12 protein-coding genes are annotated in these 12,738 nt (G+C 74.6%); 8 read left to right on the top strand and 4 right to left on the bottom strand.

Annotated features, from left to right (window positions below):
- Positions 1-315: 315 nt before the first annotated feature.
- Positions 316-765 (bottom strand): nitroreductase family deazaflavin-dependent oxidoreductase, encoded by a 450-nt coding sequence (locus ACFYT4_RS14275; protein WP_389268065.1) that lies wholly within the window; start codon positions 763-765, stop codon positions 316-318.
- Between the two features lie 302 nt (positions 766-1,067).
- On the opposite strand from ACFYT4_RS14275, the gene ACFYT4_RS14280 reads away from it, so the two are divergent.
- From ACFYT4_RS14280 to ACFYT4_RS14290, 3 genes are all read left to right on the top strand, one after another.
- Positions 1,068-1,766, top strand: coding sequence for a TetR/AcrR family transcriptional regulator (locus ACFYT4_RS14280; protein WP_389268067.1), 699 nt, complete (start codon positions 1,068-1,070; stop codon positions 1,764-1,766).
- 106 nt (positions 1,767-1,872) lie between these two features.
- Positions 1,873-3,105, top strand: coding sequence for a sensor histidine kinase (locus tag ACFYT4_RS14285; RefSeq protein ID WP_389268069.1), 1,233 nt, complete (start codon positions 1,873-1,875; stop codon positions 3,103-3,105).
- 188 nt (positions 3,106-3,293) lie between these two features.
- Positions 3,294-3,959, top strand: coding sequence for a response regulator (locus ACFYT4_RS14290; protein ID WP_389268071.1), 666 nt, complete (start codon positions 3,294-3,296; stop codon positions 3,957-3,959).
- On the opposite strand, the gene ACFYT4_RS14295 is transcribed toward ACFYT4_RS14290, so the two are convergent.
- Both ACFYT4_RS14295 and ACFYT4_RS14300 read right to left on the bottom strand, forming a co-directional pair.
- Positions 3,920-4,213 carry a DUF6332 family protein gene (locus ACFYT4_RS14295; protein WP_389268073.1) on the bottom strand — a complete coding sequence of 98 codons (294 nt, stop codon included), beginning with the start codon at positions 4,211-4,213 and terminating at the stop codon, positions 3,920-3,922. The genes ACFYT4_RS14290 and ACFYT4_RS14295 overlap by 40 nt on opposite strands.
- A 172-nt stretch (positions 4,214-4,385) precedes the next feature.
- On the bottom strand, positions 4,386-5,756 hold the full coding sequence (locus ACFYT4_RS14300) for an MFS transporter (RefSeq protein WP_389268075.1): 1,371 nt from the start codon (positions 5,754-5,756) through the stop codon (positions 4,386-4,388).
- 120 nt (positions 5,757-5,876) lie between these two features.
- Between ACFYT4_RS14300 and ACFYT4_RS14305 the strand changes: the two genes are divergently transcribed.
- The 5 genes from ACFYT4_RS14305 (at position 5,877) to ACFYT4_RS14325 (ending at position 11,947) form a co-directional block, all read left to right on the top strand.
- Positions 5,877-7,091 (top strand): ROK family protein, encoded by a 1,215-nt coding sequence (locus ACFYT4_RS14305; RefSeq protein ID WP_389268077.1) that lies wholly within the window; start codon positions 5,877-5,879, stop codon positions 7,089-7,091.
- Positions 7,092-7,171: 80 nt separating this feature from the next.
- On the top strand, positions 7,172-8,047 hold the full coding sequence (locus ACFYT4_RS14310; RefSeq protein ID WP_389268079.1) for a YhjD/YihY/BrkB family envelope integrity protein: 876 nt from the start codon (positions 7,172-7,174) through the stop codon (positions 8,045-8,047).
- A gap of 134 nt (positions 8,048-8,181) precedes the next feature.
- Positions 8,182-8,490 carry an SHOCT domain-containing protein gene (locus tag ACFYT4_RS14315; RefSeq protein ID WP_389268081.1) on the top strand — a complete coding sequence of 103 codons (309 nt, stop codon included), beginning with the start codon at positions 8,182-8,184 and terminating at the stop codon, positions 8,488-8,490.
- On the top strand, positions 8,487-9,386 hold the full coding sequence (locus ACFYT4_RS14320; RefSeq protein WP_389268083.1) for an ABC transporter ATP-binding protein: 900 nt from the start codon (positions 8,487-8,489) through the stop codon (positions 9,384-9,386). The genes ACFYT4_RS14315 and ACFYT4_RS14320 overlap by 4 nt, the downstream gene beginning before the upstream one ends.
- A complete protein-coding gene (locus tag ACFYT4_RS14325) occupies positions 9,383-11,947 on the top strand; it encodes an ABC transporter permease (protein ID WP_389268085.1) in 2,565 nt (854 codons plus the stop codon). Before ACFYT4_RS14320 ends, ACFYT4_RS14325 begins: the two co-directional genes overlap by 4 nt.
- 123 nt (positions 11,948-12,070) lie before the next feature.
- On the opposite strand, the gene ACFYT4_RS14330 is transcribed toward ACFYT4_RS14325, so the two are convergent.
- Positions 12,071-12,634 (bottom strand): ATP-binding protein, encoded by a 564-nt coding sequence (locus ACFYT4_RS14330; protein ID WP_389268087.1) that lies wholly within the window; start codon positions 12,632-12,634, stop codon positions 12,071-12,073.
- Positions 12,635-12,738 lie beyond the last annotated feature (104 nt).

Genomic DNA, 12,738 nt, shown 5'->3' on the forward strand with positions numbered 1-12,738 from the left:
CCGCCCGCTGGGCATCAGTGACCGACAACGGCGGAATCTTCGGACCCGGACGACTCATGCCCAACTAACGATGAATCTCCGACTCAGGTCACTAGGGGTATCCGGGCGGACCGGAGAGGTGGGCGGCCGGGACCGTGGGGTCCGGCGTGCGGGTCAGGGCGGGCCGGGTCCGCGCGTGGTCCGGTCCGCTCGGGGGGCCGGGGGCGGCGGGCGCGCCGCCCGCGCCCGGAGTACGCACGGCACCCGCCCCGCGCCGAGGCCGCCTGTCTGCTCCCGCGTCCGGCGGGGTCCGCGGACCTGTGGCGGGCCCGGGGCTCACCGGGAGACCGTGATCCGGAAGACGGGGTGCCTGTGGGCGGCGGCGAGCAGCTCCTCGTCGGTGGACTTGGCGTTCACGTCGCCGAAGAACCGGCCGACCTCCCAGCCCCACCGCTCCAGATAGGTGCGCAGCAGCGCGGGCTTCTCCTCGTCCCGCAGCTCGACCGCGGTGAACTCCTGTGTCCTGCGCCCGAGCTTCAGCCGTCCGCCACCGGCGGCGCGCAGATTGCGGACCCACTGGGAGTGGCCGCGTGCGGAGACGAGGTACGGGCCGCCCTCGTAGGGGAGCGGGTTGACCGGGATGCTCCGCCACTCACCGCTGGTACGGCCGCGGACGGAGAGCTCGGCGGTACCCATGAGGCTGACGCCGCGCCGGGCGAGCCAGCCGACCGCGCCGTTGAAGACGCTGTCGAACCGGCCGGGCTTGATGTAGTGGGTCTGGGACATGAGGACTCCTGGGCCTTCCGGTGCGGGTGTGGTGCGCGGTGGCGTGGTGGTCGGTGTGTGAGTGTGCGTTGGTGATGCGACTAGTGCGGTGATCTATTTCGAGAGCACTGCTCTCGCTTGAGATCAGTGTGCACGAATCGGTGCTCCGAAGCAAGAGCACTGCTCTCGAAACGGTGCGATGCTCCTGTTTCAGTTCGTCGATCACCTTCCGGATCGCCGCCCCCGCTCCATATCGCCGATCCGTCCACAGAGCGGTGCTCTCGAAATTGATCAGTGCTCCGAAGCGTGGAACACTGGCGCGTATGACCACGATCCGTGGGGCCAGGGACCGGGCCCGTATCGAAGTCACCGCCGCCATCAAGGACGAGGCCCGCAAGCAGCTCGCGGCCGAGGGCGCGGTGAAGCTGTCCCTCCGCGCGGTCGCCCGTGAGCTGGGCATGGTCTCCTCCGCCCTCTACCGTTACTTTCCCAGCCGCGACGACCTCCTCACCGCCCTCATCGTCGACGCCTACGACGCGGTCGGCAACACCGCCGAATCCGCCCTCGCCGCCGCCCCCGACCCCCGGAACCACCCCGCCCGCTGGGCCGCCGTCTGCACCGCCGTCCGCGCGTGGGCCCTCGCCCACCCCCACGAGTACGCGCTGATCTACGGCTCACCCGTGCCCGGCTACACCGCACCCATGGACACCGTGGGCCCGGCCGCGCGCGTCGGCGGCGCCCTGATCTCCGTCGTCCGTGACGCCTACGCCTCCCAGGGCCTCGCGCTCCCCCCGCTCGACGAGGAACTGCGCCCCGAGGCGCACCGGCTCGCGGCGAACGTCGCCCCCGGTCTGCCGCCCGCCGTCGTCGTCGCGATGGTGGCCGCCTGGGCGCAGCTCTTCGGGCTGATCTCCTTCGAGCTGTTCGGCCAGTTCAACCGGGTCGTCGAGGAGCGCGACGTCTTCTTCGCCCAGGCCGTCTCCCGGCTCGCCCAGGAGATCGGCATCCGCCCCGCCCTGTAGCGGCGCACCACCGCGCGGCGTCCGCCCCCGTGTACTGCCCGGGGAGTACGGCCGATCGCCACGCGGGGCGGACGCCCGGGCGTCCGCCCCGGTCTAGCGTGACCGTATGGAAGAGCCGCGCACCCGCACCTGCGGTGGTCCCCCCTGGGTACGGCCCGGGGGACCGCCGCTGCGCCTGTGGGAGGAGCGGCGGGCCGCCGCCCGGGTGCCCTGGCCGTCGACCCTGCTGGTGGCGGTGTTCGTCCTGGTGGGAACCGGTTTCGCGGCCCGGGGCCAGGCAGGGGCCCGTGAATCGCTCGACACCCTCGGGCGGGTGCTGCTGCTCCTGGGTCCCGCCCTGCTCCTGCTGCGCAACCGGTGGCCCGGTGCCGTCGTCGTCGGCACCGCCGTCTCCACGACGGTCTACCTCGCCGCCGGGTATCCCTACGGCCCGGTCTTCCTCGTCCTCGTCGTCGCGACGTTCTCCGCCGTCGCCGCCGGGCACCGGCGGGCGGCCTGGTGGGCCGTCGGCGGATTCTGGGCGGCGCACGTGCTGGTCGCGCACTGGTTGTACGCCCGTCTCCCGCCGAAGGGCGACGCCGCCGCCCCCTGGGGGCAGGACCTGGCCGCCGCGGCCTGCTTCGTGGCCGTGCTCGCCCTCGCCGAACTGGCGCGCGTACGCCGCCAGGAGTGGGCCAGGGCCCAGGCCGAACGGGCCGCCGCCGCCGAGCGCCGCGCCGCCGAGGAGCGTCTGCGCATCGCCCGCGAACTGCACGATGTGCTGGCGCACTCCATCTCCGTCATCAACGTCCAGGCCGGCGTCGGCCTCGCGCTCCTCGACGACGACCCCGAGCAGGCCCGCACCGCGCTCACCACCATCAAGGCGGCCAGCAAGGAGGCCCTCGGCGAGGTGCGCCAGGTCCTGGCCGGCCTCCGGGCACCCGGTGACGCCCCCCGCGCCCCCGCCCCCGGGCTCGACCGGGTGCCGGACCTGGTCGAGCAGGCCGCGAGCGCCGGACTGGACGTCACCGTCACGACGGCGGGCACCCCCTTCGCGCTGCCGCCGGGCACGGATCTCGCGGCGTTCCGGATCGTGCAGGAGGCCCTGACCAACGTCGTACGCCACTCGGGTTCGCGCACCGCGCGGGTACGGATCTCCTACGCGCCCGGCCGGCTCGCCCTGCGGATCGACGACGACGGGTCGGCCACCGGCTCCGAGGCGGGAGGCAGCGGCAACGGGCTGGCCGGGATGCGGGAGCGGGCGGCCGCGCTGGGCGGAACGATCGAGGCCGGCCCCCTGGAGGGCGGCGGCTTCGCGGTCCGCGCCGATCTCCCCGTACAGCCGAGAGAAACACCGTGACCGAGAGAAACACCGTGGCCGGGGGAAACCGCATGGCCGGGGGAGGCGCCGCGCCGCCCGGGGGAGACCACGGGCAGGGGGGAGGCGTCACTTCGGGGAGCACCGTACCCGGGGGAGGCCCCGCCCCTCGGTCGGCGTCCGTGACCGCCGGCAGCACCACACGACGACACGCCACCGAAGGAGACGCCGTGATCCGCGTACTGCTCGCCGACGACCAGCTGCTGGTGAGGGCGGGCTTCCGGGCCCTGCTGGACGCCCAGCGGGACATCGAGGTCACGGGCGAGGCCGCCGACGGCGACGAAGCGGTGCGGCTGGTGCGCGAACTGCGCCCGGACGTCGTGCTGATGGACATCCGGATGCCGGTGCTGGACGGGCTCGCCGCCACCCGCGCGATCACCGGGGACGAGCGCCTCGCCGGGGTGAAGGTCGTCATGCTGACGACGTTCGAACTCGACGAGTACGTCTTCGAGGCGATCCGCTCCGGCGCCTCCGGGTTCCTGGTGAAGGACACCGAGCCCGATGAACTCCTGCGCGCGGTGCGGGCGGTGGTGGGCGGGGACGCGCTGCTGTCGCCGGGGGTGACGCGCCGGCTGATCGCGGAGTTCGCGGCCCGTTCCAAGGCGCCCACGGAGGCCGGCGTTCTCGCGGACCTCACCGAACGGGAGCGTGAGGTGATGGCGCTCGTCGGTATCGGGCTGTCGAACGAGGAGATCGCCCGCAGACTCGTCGTGAGCCCGCTGACGGCCAAGACCCATGTGAGCCGCACCATGGTGAAGCTCGGCGCCCGCGACCGGGCCCAACTCGTCGTCCTGGCCTACGAGTCGGGGCTCGTCCGCCCCGGCTGGCTCGGCTGAGGGGGCTCCCCGCCTGGGCGGTTGCCGCGGGAGAACCGGCACAGCACGGTCACCACCCGCACCGTGAAGACCAGCACGGCGGCCGTACAGCCCGCGAGCAGCAGCCCGCGCTCCACGGCGTACGGCATGGCGAACATCAGCTTCGGCCCGGCGATCACCCCGAAGGCGACCGCGGCGACGAAGACGGCGCTCACCAGCGCGTAGCCGATCTCGACGGTCACCGCGTCCCGGTCCGCCTGCGTACGCCGCCCCATGGCCCGCCTCCCGCGCCCAGTGTCCCAGGGGCCGCGGACGGCCGACAAGGGGTCACGGCTCCCGTCGGGCGCCCGCCCCTTGCGCCCGGCGGCCCCGTCTCCGGCTCCCGCCCCACCCCTCGCGCCTGCCGCCGTGCCCGGACAGCGGGGGTCCGCCGTCGCGCGTACGGGCTCAGACGGCCGGGCGCCGTTCTCCGGGCGAGGCGTTCCGGGACGCGTACCCGATGAGCGCCGCGCCCGCCGCGAGCGCGGCGACCGTGGTCAGGGCGACGGGCAGCGAGAACCAGTCGGCGAGGAAGCCGATGGCGGGTGGGCCGAGGAGCATTCCGCCGTAGCCGAGGGTCGAGGTGGCGGCGACTCCGCCGGGGCCCGCGATCTCGCCCGCCCTCGCGACGGCCAGCGGGAAGATGTTCGCGAGCCCGAGGCCCGCCACCGCGAAGCCGAGCAGCGTGGGCCAGACCGACGGCGCGAGGGCGCCCAGCAGCATGCCGGCGGCGGCCGTCGTGCCGCCCGCGACCAGGGTACGGGTGTGGCCGAGCCGCTCCACCAGGAACGTTCCCGAGAGCCTGCCCGCGGTCATGGCGAGCGCGAAGACCGAGTAGCCGAGCGCGGCGACCCCGGGGCCGGTGTGGAGGTCCTGCTCCAGATGGAGCGCGCCCCAGTCGGCCATCGCGCCCTCCCCGTACGCCGTACAGAGCGCGATCACACCGCACAGGAGGACGAAGACGCGGATGCGGCCGTCCGGGGAGAGCCCGCTCCGCCCGCCGGCCGCTCGCCCGGCGCGCGGCTCGGCCCCCTCCACGGCCTCGGCGCGCGGACCGGCCCCGGCGCCCGGCCCGGCTCCCTCCACGGCCCCGGCCCGCCGCTCGGCTCCGTCGGCGGTTGCGGCGCCCGGTTCGCCGCCGTCCGCGCGCCCCGGGATCGCCGCGCGGTGGCGCAGCAGGGCACGCCCGGTGATCGCCGTGGCCAGCAGCCCCAGGGCGGTGAGCCACAGCAGATGCGCGGTGGCGGAGAGCCCGCCCGCCACCAGTGCGCCGAGTCCCGCGCCGAGCATTCCGCCGAGGCTGTACACGGCGTGGAAGGCGGGCATCAGGGGCCTGCCCAGGACGGCGATCAGCTCGACCGCGGCGCTGTTGAGGGAGACGCTCATCGCGCCGAACGCCGCTCCGAAGACGAGCAGCACCAGCCCCAGGGCGAGGGCGTCCCGGGTCAGCGGCGGCAGCGCGATGCTCAGTGACATCAGGGCGGCGGACCCGACGGTCACCGGGAGGCTGCCGAAGCGCCGGCAGAGGCGGCCGGTGAGCATCATCGTGACCACTCCGCCCGCCGAGACGCCCAGCAGCGCGAGTCCGAGGGCACTCGCCGAGGCGCCGGTCTGCTCCTTGACGGCGGGGATACGGACGACCCATCCCGCGAACAGGAAGCCGTCCAGGGCGAAGAAGAGGGTGAGGGCGATCCGGAGGCGGGAGACGGAGGGCGGCGGCGCGGCGCCGCGGCCGGGGCCCCGTGATCGGGGAGGGCGTATTTTGTTCAGTTTCGGCACAAAGTGAGGATAGGGGCGGGGCCGGGATCTGGACAAGACGGCCGGATATCCCCGCCGGGCGCCCTCGCCTTCCGCGCCGACACGGCCTCACGGCGTCCGGATCATGGGAGACTCGCCTCCATGAACGGCAAGGGGACGAGCACCAGATCGAGGCTGGACAGGGGCCGCAGCGCGCTCGGGCCCGCCCTGGAACTGGTCCACACGGGCCGGGCGCCCACCCGGGCCGTCCTCACCGCCGAACTGGGCGTCACCCGCGCCACCGCCGGCGCCGTCGCCGCCGAACTGGAAGCCCTCGGCCTGATCCGCGTCGACTCCAGGCCCGCCGCGGGCACCGGCTCCCAGGGCAGGCCCTCCCACCGGCTCTCCGTCGACGACGCCGGCCCCGTCGTCCTCGCCGCCCAGGTCCACGCCGACGGCTTCCGCGCCGCCCTCGTCGGCCTCGGCGGGCGGACTCTCGCCACCACACCCGGCTCCCTCACGGTCTCCGCCGACCCGGGCCAGGTCATCGGCGCGGTCGTCGACGCCGGAGCGGCCTTGCTGCGCGAGAGCGGACGCCGGTGCGCCGGCGCCGGCCTCGCCGTGCCGTCCGCCGTCGCCGAACCCGACGGCACCGCCCTCAACCCGCTCCATCTGGCCTGGCCGGCCGGGTCGCCCGTACGCGACATCTTCGCCGGGCGCGTCCGGGCCGCCGGGATCACCGGCCCCGCCTTCACCGGCAACGACGTCAATCTCGCCGCGCTCGCCGAGCACCGGCACGGCGCGGGGCGCGGAGCGCAGCACCTGCTCTGCGTCGCCACCGGACACCGGGGCGTCGGCGGCGCGCTCGTCGTGGACGGCCGCCTCCACACCGGGAGTTCCGGACTCGCCCTGGAAGTCGGCCATGTCACGGTCAACCCCGAGGGCCGCCCCTGCCACTGCGGAAGCCGCGGCTGCCTCGACGTCGAGACCGACCCGCTGGCCTTCCTCACCGCCGCCGGGCGCGACCCGGGACCCGAGGTCTCCCTGCTCCAGCAGTCCAGGGACCTCCTGCGCACGGAGTACGACGACCCCGCCGTCCGGGCCGCGGGCCGGGAACTCGTCGACCGCCTCGGCCTCGGGCTCGCCGGACTGGTGAACATCCTCAACCCCGACCGCATCATCCTCGGCGGGCTCCACCGCGAACTCCTCGCCGCCGACCCCGAACGGCTGCGCGCCGTGGTCGCCGACCGCAGCCTGTGGGGGAGGAGCGGCGGCGTCCCCATCCTCGCCTGCACGCTCGACCACAACAGCCTGGTGGGCGCGGCCGAGCTGGCGTGGCAGCCCGTACTCGACGATCCGCTGAGCGCCCTCGGCTGAGACTCCCGTCGCCGGGCCGACCCACCCGAGTGGGGGCACCCCGGACACCTCGCCGCCCCCGAGCGGGTAGACGACGAGCTATGACCCACGAGCGCCCCGGCGCCCCGCATCGCGCGCACCGGTTCCAGCGGTGGTACCTCCGGTTCGTCTCCTCGCCCGTCGGCCTGGGCTGGAACCGCGCCCGTGAGATGGAACTGATGCACCGGGCCATGGGCTTCGCCGCGCTCGGCTTTCTCACCCTCGTGCCGCTGCTGGTGGTCGTCGCCGCGGCCGACCCGGCCAGCAGCCAGGGCTTCGCCCGCTGGCTGGGCCAGGCCCTCGGCGTCTCCCAGGTGTCCCAGGACCAGGTCGGTCAGCTCTTCGCCCCGCCGGGCACGGCGCTCCAGCGCACCACCGCCTTCGGTCTCGCCGCGCTCGCCGTCTTCGGACTGACCTTCGGCTCCGCCGTGCAGACCGGATACGAGAAGGTGTGGGACCTGCCCACCGCCCGCTGGCACACCATGTGGCGCCATGTCGTCTTTCTCGCCCTGCTCGTCTTCTCCCTGCTGGTCTTCGTCAACACGCCGGTACCGTCCGGATCCGCCCTCGGCGCGGCCGGCGGGGCGCTGGCGGATCTGATCGGCACGTTCCTGTTCTTCTGGATCTCCCAGCGACTGCTGCTCGGCGGCCGGGTCCGCTGGCGCGCCCTCGTGCCCGGGGCGGTGGCGACCGCGCTCTTCATGCTCGGTCTGCGGGTCTTCTCCCAGCTGGTGTTCTCCCCGCTGATCGCGTCGAACGCGGTCACCTACGGCCCGTTCGGAACCGTCCTCGTCATCCAGTCCTGGCTCGTCGGCGTCGGTGTGGTCGTCTATGGCGGCGCGCTGGTGGGACGGCTCGTGCACGAGGAGCGCGTACGCAGCCGACTGGAGCGCGAGTTCGGGGCCCGGCCCCCGGGCGGGCGGCGGAAGCAGCGGTGACGCCCCCGGGTACTCCCCGGGCCGTACGCACGGTGCCGCCGGCCGTACGACGACACGGGCCGCCCGCGGCGGGAGCCTCGGAAGCGACCAGGCAGGCACATCGTGCACGGCCACCACCGAGGAGCTGAACCGAGATGAACACCCTGGCGTTCGCCGGCGGGCACGGGCCCGGCCCGTGGATCCTGTTGTTTCCGTTGATCTGGGCGGCCGTCGCCATCGGCGCCGTCACCGTCCTGCGCCGCACCGGGGTGTGGCGCGGACACCGTGGTCCGCGGCCGTCGCACACCGGCCACACCCCGCCCGCCGTTCATGGCGAGAACTCGCCCATCGCCCTGCTGGGCCGCCGGTTCGCGGCGGGTGAGATCGACGAGGACGAGTACTGGCGCAGGCTCTCCGTCCTGGACGAGCAGTTCGGCCGCGCGGGCGGGGAGGGCCGGGCATGACCCGCGACCAAGGCCCCGCACCCCGCCACGGCGGGCCGGCCGGCTCCCCCCGGGCCGCCGCCCCCGCCGGGCCCACGGGAGCCGCCGGGCCCACGGGCCCGGGGACCGTCACCGCCCGCGGAGCGGACGGTGGTTCCGGCTCCGGGCCGGCCGCCGCCCGGGTCGTCGACGCCGTGAAGGTCTACGGCCGCGGCGACACCGAGGTGCGCGCCCTGGACGGGGTGAGCCTCGGCTTCCCGGCCGGCCGCTTCACCGCGATCATGGGCCCCTCCGGCTCCGGCAAGTCCACCCTGATGCAGTGCGCCGCCGGACTCGACACCCTGACCTCGGGCTCCGCGCTCATCGGCGACACCGATCTCGGCGGGCTCGACGACCGCGGACTCACCGTGCTGCGGCGCGAGCGCATCGGATTCGTCTTCCAGAGCTTCCATCTGATTCCCACGCTCACCGTCGCCGAGAACATCACCCTCCCCGTGGACCTCGCCGGACGACGGCCCGACCCCGCGTGGCTGGACACGCTGATCGACACCGTCGGGCTGCGCGACCGGCTGCACCACCGGCCGGGCGAGCTGTCGGGCGGCCAGCAGCAGCGCGTCGCCGTGGCCCGGGCGTTCGCCTCACTGCCCGACGTCGTCTTCGCCGACGAACCCACCGGGAACCTCGACTCCCGCGCGGGCGGCGAGGTGCTGCGCCTGCTGGGCCGTACGGTCCGCAGCACCGGGCGTACGGTCGTCATGGTCACCCATGACCCGGTGGCCGCCTCCCACGCCGACGAGGTCGTCTTCCTCGCCGACGGACGGCTCGTCGACCGGATGCCCGCCCCCACCGCCGAGCGCGTACTCGACCGGCTGAAGGCGTTCGACGTCCGCGCGGGCGCCGCGGAGGCGGCGGGATGAGCGGCGCCCGTACCTCCCTGCGGATCAGCCTCAGCTCCCTGCGGGCCCGCCGACGGCGCTTCGCGGGGACCTTCACCGCCGTACTCCTCGGTGTGGCCTTCCTGGCGGGCACCCTCGTCATGGGCGACACCCTGCGCGGCAGCTTCGACTCCCTGTTCGCCACCGCCAACCGGGGCACCGACGCCGTCGTCCGCGGCACCGGGGTGACGACCGTCTCCGGCGCGGTCGTCCGCAGGCCGGTGGCCACGGACCTCGCCGGCCGTATCGAGAAGGTCCCCGGGGTCGCCGCGGCCGCGCCCAGCGTCCAGGGCCCGGGCGTGCTCGTCGGCGCCGACGGCGAACCGATCGGCGGCCAGGGTCCGCCGACACTCGCCGGGAACTGGATCGAGGACCCCCGGCTCAATCCGTACGAGCTCGCCGAGGGCCGCGCCCCCGCCGCGAGCGGCGAGGTCGTCGTCAACCGGGGCGCCGCGAGCGCGGGCGGGCTGGAGATCGGCGACACCACCGTCCTGCGCACCCCCGAACCCGTGCAGGTCACCGTCGTCGGACTGGCCACGTTCGGCGGTGAGGACGGCATGGCCCGGACGACCTTCACCGGTATGACCCTCGCCGACGCCGGGAAGCACCTCACGGCGAAGCCCGGTGAGGCGGCCTCCGTCCAGGTGCGGGCCGGACCCGGAACGAGCCCGCGCGAACTGGTACGGGCCCTGGCTCCCGTACTCCCCGGCGGCGTCGAGGCCATCACCGGCCAGGAGGCCACCGAGGAGAACCGGGACGAGATCTCCGGCCAGTTCCTGGACCTGTTCACCACACTGCTGCTCGTGTTCTCCGGCATCGTCCTGCTGGTCGCGACGTTCTCCATCCACAACACCTTCGCGATCGTCATCGCCCAGCGCACCCGTGAGAACGCCCTGCTGCGGGCCCTCGGCGCCTCCCGCCGCCAGATCGTCGGAGCGACCCTCGCGGAGGCCGCCGTCGTCGCGGTGGCCGCGTCCGCCGCCGGGCTGCTCGGCGGCATCGGGATCGCGCTCGGCCTCCGGGCCCTCTTCCCGGCGCTCGGCTTCCCCTTCCCCGGCGGCGGACTCGTCGTGAGCGCCCCCTCGATGCTGCTGCCCCTGGCCGTCGGCGTGATCGTCTGCCTCGGCTCGGCGCTGCTGCCCGCAGTCCGCGCCGGGCGGACCGCACCGCTGGCCGCGCTGCGCGAGACGGCCGTGGACCGGTCGGCGGCCTCCCGTACCCGGGCGTACGCGGGAGGGGCCGTCGCCCTGGCCGGAACCGGCACCGTGCTGCTGGGCACGGTCGTCACACCCTCCGTCACCCTGGCCGCGACCGGCGCGGTACTCGCCCTGGCCGCCTTCGTGGTCCTCGGCCCGGTGGTGTCCTCCGCGGTCGTCGGAGTCCTCGCCGCTCCGCTCGATCGGCTGCGCGGCGCCCCCGGCCGCCTGGCCGGGCGCAATGCCCTGCGCAACCCCAAGCGCACCGCCGCCACCGCCACCGCGCTGATGACCGGGGTCGCGGTCGTGTCCCTCTTCACGGTCTTCGCGGCCTCACTGAAGGCGACCATGGACCGGACGGTCTCGCGTTCCTTCGCGGGCGATGTCGCCGTGAGCGCCCCGGCGTTCGGCGCCGGCGGCAGCGGGCTCAGCCCCCGGCTCGCCCCGGCACTCGCCCGGCAGCCCGAGGTGGCGACCGCCGTCGGACTGGGCACGGGAGTCGCCGAGGTGGACGGCGCGGGACGGCAGTTGACCGTCGCCGACCCCGAAGCGCTCGCCGCCTCGTTCGACCTCGGGACCGTACGCGGATCGCTCCGCGGACTCGGCACCGACGGCCTGGCCGTGGCCGGGACGGAGGCCGCCGAACACGGCTGGCGGCCCGGCTCCACCGTCGAACTCTCCTTCACCGACGGAGCGAAGCGGACGTTCACCGTCCGTGCGGTGTACGGGCAGTCGCAGCTCGTCGGCGACTATGTGATCACCCGCGACGCCTGGGCACCGCACCGCGGCCGGGACTCCGACACACTGATCGCCGTCACCTTCGAGGACGGTGTGTCCACCGCCGACGGCACGGCGGCCGTGGAGAAGACCGCGCGGGCGTACGGCAACCCCGAGGTCCAGACCCGTGACGCGTACGCGCGGTCGGCCGCGGAAGGCATCGACATGATGCTCAGCCTGGTCTACGCCCTGCTGGCGCTCGCCGTGGTGATCGCTCTGCTGGGCATCGCCAACACTCTCAGCCTCGCCGTCCACGAGCGCACCAGGGAGCTCGGCCTGCTGCGCGCCGTGGGCCAGACCAGGAGTCAGCTGCGCGCGATGGTGCGTTACGAGTCGCTCCTGGTGGCCGCGTTCGGCACGGCCGGCGGGCTGGCGCTCGGCGCGCTGCTCGGCTGGGTCCTCGTCAGGGCGTCGGCGAACGCCGGTGACACGGCGTTCGCCTTCGCCGTACCGCCCCTGCGGCTGGCACTGGTCGCGCTGGTCGGGCTGACCGCCGGAGCGGTCGCGGCCCGGGGGCCCGCGCGCCGGGCCGCACGGCTGGACGTCCTGCGCGCCATCGCCGTGGAGTGACGCGCCCGCACCCGCTGCCCGTGCCCGGGCCGGACGTGCGGTGGTCCGCGGCCTCCCGCCCGAGGCCCGCGGCCCACGGGCGGGGTACGAGCACACGCCGGAGGCGTACGAGTGCCCGCCCGGTCAGCTCCCAACGGCCGACCGGGCGCCCGCGTGCTCGCGCACCGCGTCCAGCGCGTGGGCGTCCAGCACGTGTGTGTCGAGCGTGTGCGGGCGCAGGGCGCGGGCGTGCGGCCCGTCCCCCGCCCCGGCGTACGCGGTCGAACGCGACGGAGGCGCCGCCGCGGGCGGGGCCGCGGCGAGCGAGAACCAGACGACCTTTCCCGTGTCGCCCTGGGGCCGCACACCCCAGTTCTCGCTGACGGCCGCAATCAGGGCGAGCCCCCGGCCGGAGGTGGCGAAGAGATCGCCGCCGTCGCGGAGCGTCGGCAGTCGTGGGTCGTGGTCCTGGACGGAGACCGTGAGCCGGTCGAGCAGCAGCTCGATGTCCACGGTGCACACCTTGTCGGGTTCCGCGTGTTGATGAACATTGGTCAGCAACTCGGTGACGCCGAGCGCGGCCTGGTCGATCAGAGGATCGAGGTGCCAGTAGCGCAGCTGCGCCGAGACGATTCTGCGGACCTGTCCGATGCGCGACGGCAGGGCTTGGAGCTCCACCGTGCAGTGCCTGCTTGGCTGGCTGATCACGGCTGCGACTCCCCGAAGTAGGTCCGGAAGAAGGCGGAGGATCGGATCCAGCAGGTGGCTGTCTGCTGATCGTTCCGGCGGAGGCTGGATCACAGCGTTACCGC

It is taken from the genome of Streptomyces sp. NPDC004609, from assembly GCF_042873655.1.
In the GTDB taxonomy this organism is placed as follows: domain Bacteria; phylum Actinomycetota; class Actinomycetes; order Streptomycetales; family Streptomycetaceae; genus Streptomyces.

Excerpts from the sequence above, each read along its gene's own strand:
- ACFYT4_RS14310 (WP_389268079.1), top strand. The coding sequence starts at position 7,172 with ATGACCCACGAGCGCCCCGGCGCCCCGCATCGCGCGCACCGGTTCCAG.
- ACFYT4_RS14305 (WP_389268077.1), top strand. The coding sequence starts at position 5,877 with ATGAACGGCAAGGGGACGAGCACCAGATCGAGGCTGGACAGGGGCCGC.
- ACFYT4_RS14275 (WP_389268065.1), bottom strand. The coding sequence starts at position 765 with ATGTCCCAGACCCACTACATCAAGCCCGGCCGGTTCGACAGCGTCTTC.
- ACFYT4_RS14320 (WP_389268083.1), top strand. The coding sequence starts at position 8,487 with ATGACCCGCGACCAAGGCCCCGCACCCCGCCACGGCGGGCCGGCCGGC.
- ACFYT4_RS14325 (WP_389268085.1), top strand. The coding sequence starts at position 9,383 with ATGAGCGGCGCCCGTACCTCCCTGCGGATCAGCCTCAGCTCCCTGCGG.
- ACFYT4_RS14280 (WP_389268067.1), top strand. The coding sequence starts at position 1,068 with ATGACCACGATCCGTGGGGCCAGGGACCGGGCCCGTATCGAAGTCACC.
- ACFYT4_RS14295 (WP_389268073.1), bottom strand. The coding sequence starts at position 4,213 with ATGGGGCGGCGTACGCAGGCGGACCGGGACGCGGTGACCGTCGAGATC.
- ACFYT4_RS14315 (WP_389268081.1), top strand. The coding sequence starts at position 8,182 with ATGAACACCCTGGCGTTCGCCGGCGGGCACGGGCCCGGCCCGTGGATC.
- ACFYT4_RS14285 (WP_389268069.1), top strand. The coding sequence starts at position 1,873 with ATGGAAGAGCCGCGCACCCGCACCTGCGGTGGTCCCCCCTGGGTACGG.